Below are 3,114 nucleotides of genomic sequence, written 5' to 3' on the forward strand. Positions count from 1 at the left end.
CCGCTGCCCATGGAGCGTTCTATGAACCGCTTTCGGATCACCAATCTCGATGGTGAGATGGTTACGCCGCGGAGTGGCCAATGCCGCAGTGCCTTTGACCTCAAGATGGTCCGACCTCCCAAGTGGTATCGCCTCAGGCTGGAGTGTGACGACTGTCGAATCAGTGGGCGTTCGCCACCTTCTCCAGCCCCGACAGGGTGTCTGGAAGCTAATCGAAATAGGCCATCCGACTGGCCACTGGGAACTCGCGGCGGATGGTGGAGACATCGACCCTACCAGACATGCGTTCTTACCCGTCCGAAAAATATAAATCTGTGTCAGAGTTCATGGGGCGGCTCACCAAAGTCAACAGTAAACTCAACTTATGGCATTATATGTTCCGAATATTGATAATTGTTTGGAGCCGCTTTCAATTGGACACATGGGTAATCGCGAGAGCGAATCGCATTAAAATCCATTGTAGCCTTGGAAGGTGGCTGCTCCCCGATAAGATGGAGATACGGGCTCACGACTGGACGCCGGTGCCCTGCTACTGAGTTTTTCCTCCATCTGAGATTAGAGTCCGGCCTCGATTGAAGGACGGACTGATGAAGAGAAAGCGGTTTACGGAAGAGCAGATCATCGCGGTTCTGCGTGAGCACGAAGCGGGGGCGAAGGCGGGCGACGTGGCGCGCAAGCATGGGATCTCCGAGGCGACGCTGTATAACTGGAAGGCGAAGTATGGCGGGATGGACGTCTCCGATGCGAAACGGCTGAAAGCCTTGGAAGACGAGAACGCGAAGCTGAAGAAGCTGCTCGCCGACCAGATGCTGGAAGCGTCGGCACTGCGCGAGCTTCTTTCAAAAAAATGGTAGGGGCCGCCGCCAAGCGCGAAGCCGTCGCGCATCTGCAGGCCACGATGGGCCTGTCGGAGCGGCGGGCCTGTTCCTTTGTGCGCGCTGATCGCAAGATGATCCGCTATCGTTCTTGTCGCCCACCTGAGACGGCACTGCGCGGCCGGCTATGCGACCTCGCCAACGAGCGCCGGCGCTTCGGCTATCGGCGGCTGTTCATTCTGCTCAGGCGCGAAGGCGAGGCATCGGGTATCAACCGCATCTACCGGCTATACCGCGAAGAAGGACTGGCCGTGCGCAGCGACGCTCCAGGCGTGGTCCAGGCGAAGCCGAACGCGCGCTGGTCGCTGGATTTCGTCCATGACCAGTTCGCCTGCGGCCGGCGCTTCCGCGTGCTCACATCGTCGACGACGTGACGCGCGAATGCCTGCCCGCGATCCCGGACACCTCGATCTCCGGCCGTCAGGTTGCCCGTGAACTGACGGAACTGATCGCCCAGCGCGGCAAGCCGGGCATGATCGTCTCCGATCACGGCACCGAGTTCACCTGGAACGCCATCCTCGCTTGGTCGAAGGATCATCAGGTGGAATGGCACTTCATCGCGCCGGGCAAGCCGATGCAGAACGGCTTGTGCGAAAGCTTCAACGGGCGGATGCGGGACGAGTTGCTGAACGAAACCCTGTTCTTCGGCCTCGACCATGCCCGAACAACCATCGCCGAATGGGCAGACGACTACAACCGATCGCGCCCACATTCGGCGCTCGGACACATCATGCCTGCGGCCTATGCCGCCAATCTCACCGCAACGGACGATCGGCTGCGCAACCCCGACCAGCTCCGCCGATCACCCGTTGCTCAACCCGCGCCATACGGCGTAAAACCCGCCGAGGCTCTAACTGCAGCCGGATGAAAATTCCGTGGCAGGTCATCATCACCACGCCACGCCTCAACGACGTCGACCCGAAAGCTTGGCTCGCCGACGTCCTGGCCAGCATTGCCGATCTTCCCGCCTCGCGTCTGCACGAATTACTGCCCTGGCAATGGAAGCGCCTGCGCGAAGCCGACAAGCCCGCCGATCAGCAGGCCGCCTGACCCTTCACGCAACGCCATCATAGAGCCCGCCGCGCGCACGCGCCTGTGCCAATCATGCGGGCTTCGTCGTATGCGTACGGACTGAGGTTGGCCCCAAGTCCAATCCTGAGTTCGCTCCAGCGAGCGCCCTGTTGGGCGGTTTGAGCGACGGGCACAGGCGCGGAGCTGATCATAGTGTGCAGCGCTGTGTCCCGTCCCGGGGTGAAGGTGTGGGCGAACTCGAAGGGGGTCTGCCATCGGAGCGCAGCCGGTTGGCGTCGTTGCCATCCTCGTTGCCGGCGGCGATCATCTTCTTACGAAAGCCGATCATGTCGGCCAGGCTGTGGGCGGTCTGGTCCGGACAGCGCGGATCGTCGATGCAGCGCGCCAGACGCTCGGCCACACGCAGCCACTTTTCCACCTCGGCCAGAGCCAGAACACCACTGTTCGAGGACAGCATGCCGCCGTCAAAACGGGCGACGACGGACTTGCCGCCGCCTGATGACAAACCGCTCAGCGGCAGCGTAATACCAGCCCTCATTGATCAGAACTCATTCGCCCATTTTTTTCTGCGACCGATGGACATGATCTTCCAGGGTCGGTCTTGCAGAGTTCGCCATGCGTGGCAGCAGTGGTCGACGATGTCTTCGTAGGATTTGAAGACGCGGTTCGAGAGCCAGTTTTCACGCATGAACTGCCAGATGTTTTCGACGGGATTGAGTTCGGGCGATTTCGGCGGCAGGGGCAGGATGGTGATATTTTCTGGGACCAGCAGGTTGTTGGACGTGTGCAATCCTGTCTGGTCCATGATGAGGATGGGGTGCGCATCGTTGGCGACGTTTCGGGAGATCTCGATCAGATGCTGGTTCATCCCATGGGTATCGTCATGGCATGACGAGAGCTGCGGCCTTGCCGCGCTTGGGGCAGATCGCGCCGAAGATATAGACGGAGCGTGTGCGCTGGTCATGCGGTGCAGATGGCCTTGATCCACGCCTGGCCCAGCGGTGGGTGATTTTGTTTCCGCGCCTCGTCCTGGAACCAGATTTCAATCACTTTACCTTTGGCGGGGCCAACGGCGATCTCTGCCACTGCGGTGGGGAAGTTTGTCTTAAATGTCTCGGCCGCTCAGCATCCTGCGCACGATGCCTGGGGCGAGCCGAGAGCTTGCGGTAGCCCATCGAGCGCACTTCGCGGCCCAAGGTCTGCTCGC

4 pseudogenes are annotated in these 3,114 nt (G+C 60.6%); 2 read left to right on the plus strand and 2 right to left on the minus strand.

What is annotated here, in order from left to right:
* The first annotated feature begins 587 nt into the window (after positions 1–587).
* A pseudogene (locus NKH99_RS32485) lies at positions 588–1,743 on the plus strand (IS3 family transposase).
* A 17-nt stretch (positions 1,744–1,760) separates the two neighbouring features.
* Positions 1,761–1,925 (plus strand): annotated as a pseudogene (locus NKH99_RS32490) (transposase domain-containing protein); the annotation flags it as partial.
* A 235-nt stretch (positions 1,926–2,160) separates the two neighbouring features.
* On the opposite strand, the pseudogene NKH99_RS32495 reads toward NKH99_RS32490, so the two are convergent.
* Both NKH99_RS32495 and NKH99_RS32500 read right to left on the minus strand, forming a co-directional pair.
* A pseudogene (locus NKH99_RS32495) lies at positions 2,161–2,445 on the minus strand (transposase); the annotation flags it as partial.
* 3 nt (positions 2,446–2,448) lie between these two features.
* Positions 2,449–3,114 (minus strand): annotated as a pseudogene (locus tag NKH99_RS32500) (IS630 family transposase); the annotation flags it as partial.

This window comes from Mesorhizobium sp. M0854, from assembly GCF_040319815.1.
Taxonomy (GTDB): domain Bacteria; phylum Pseudomonadota; class Alphaproteobacteria; order Rhizobiales; family Rhizobiaceae; genus Mesorhizobium.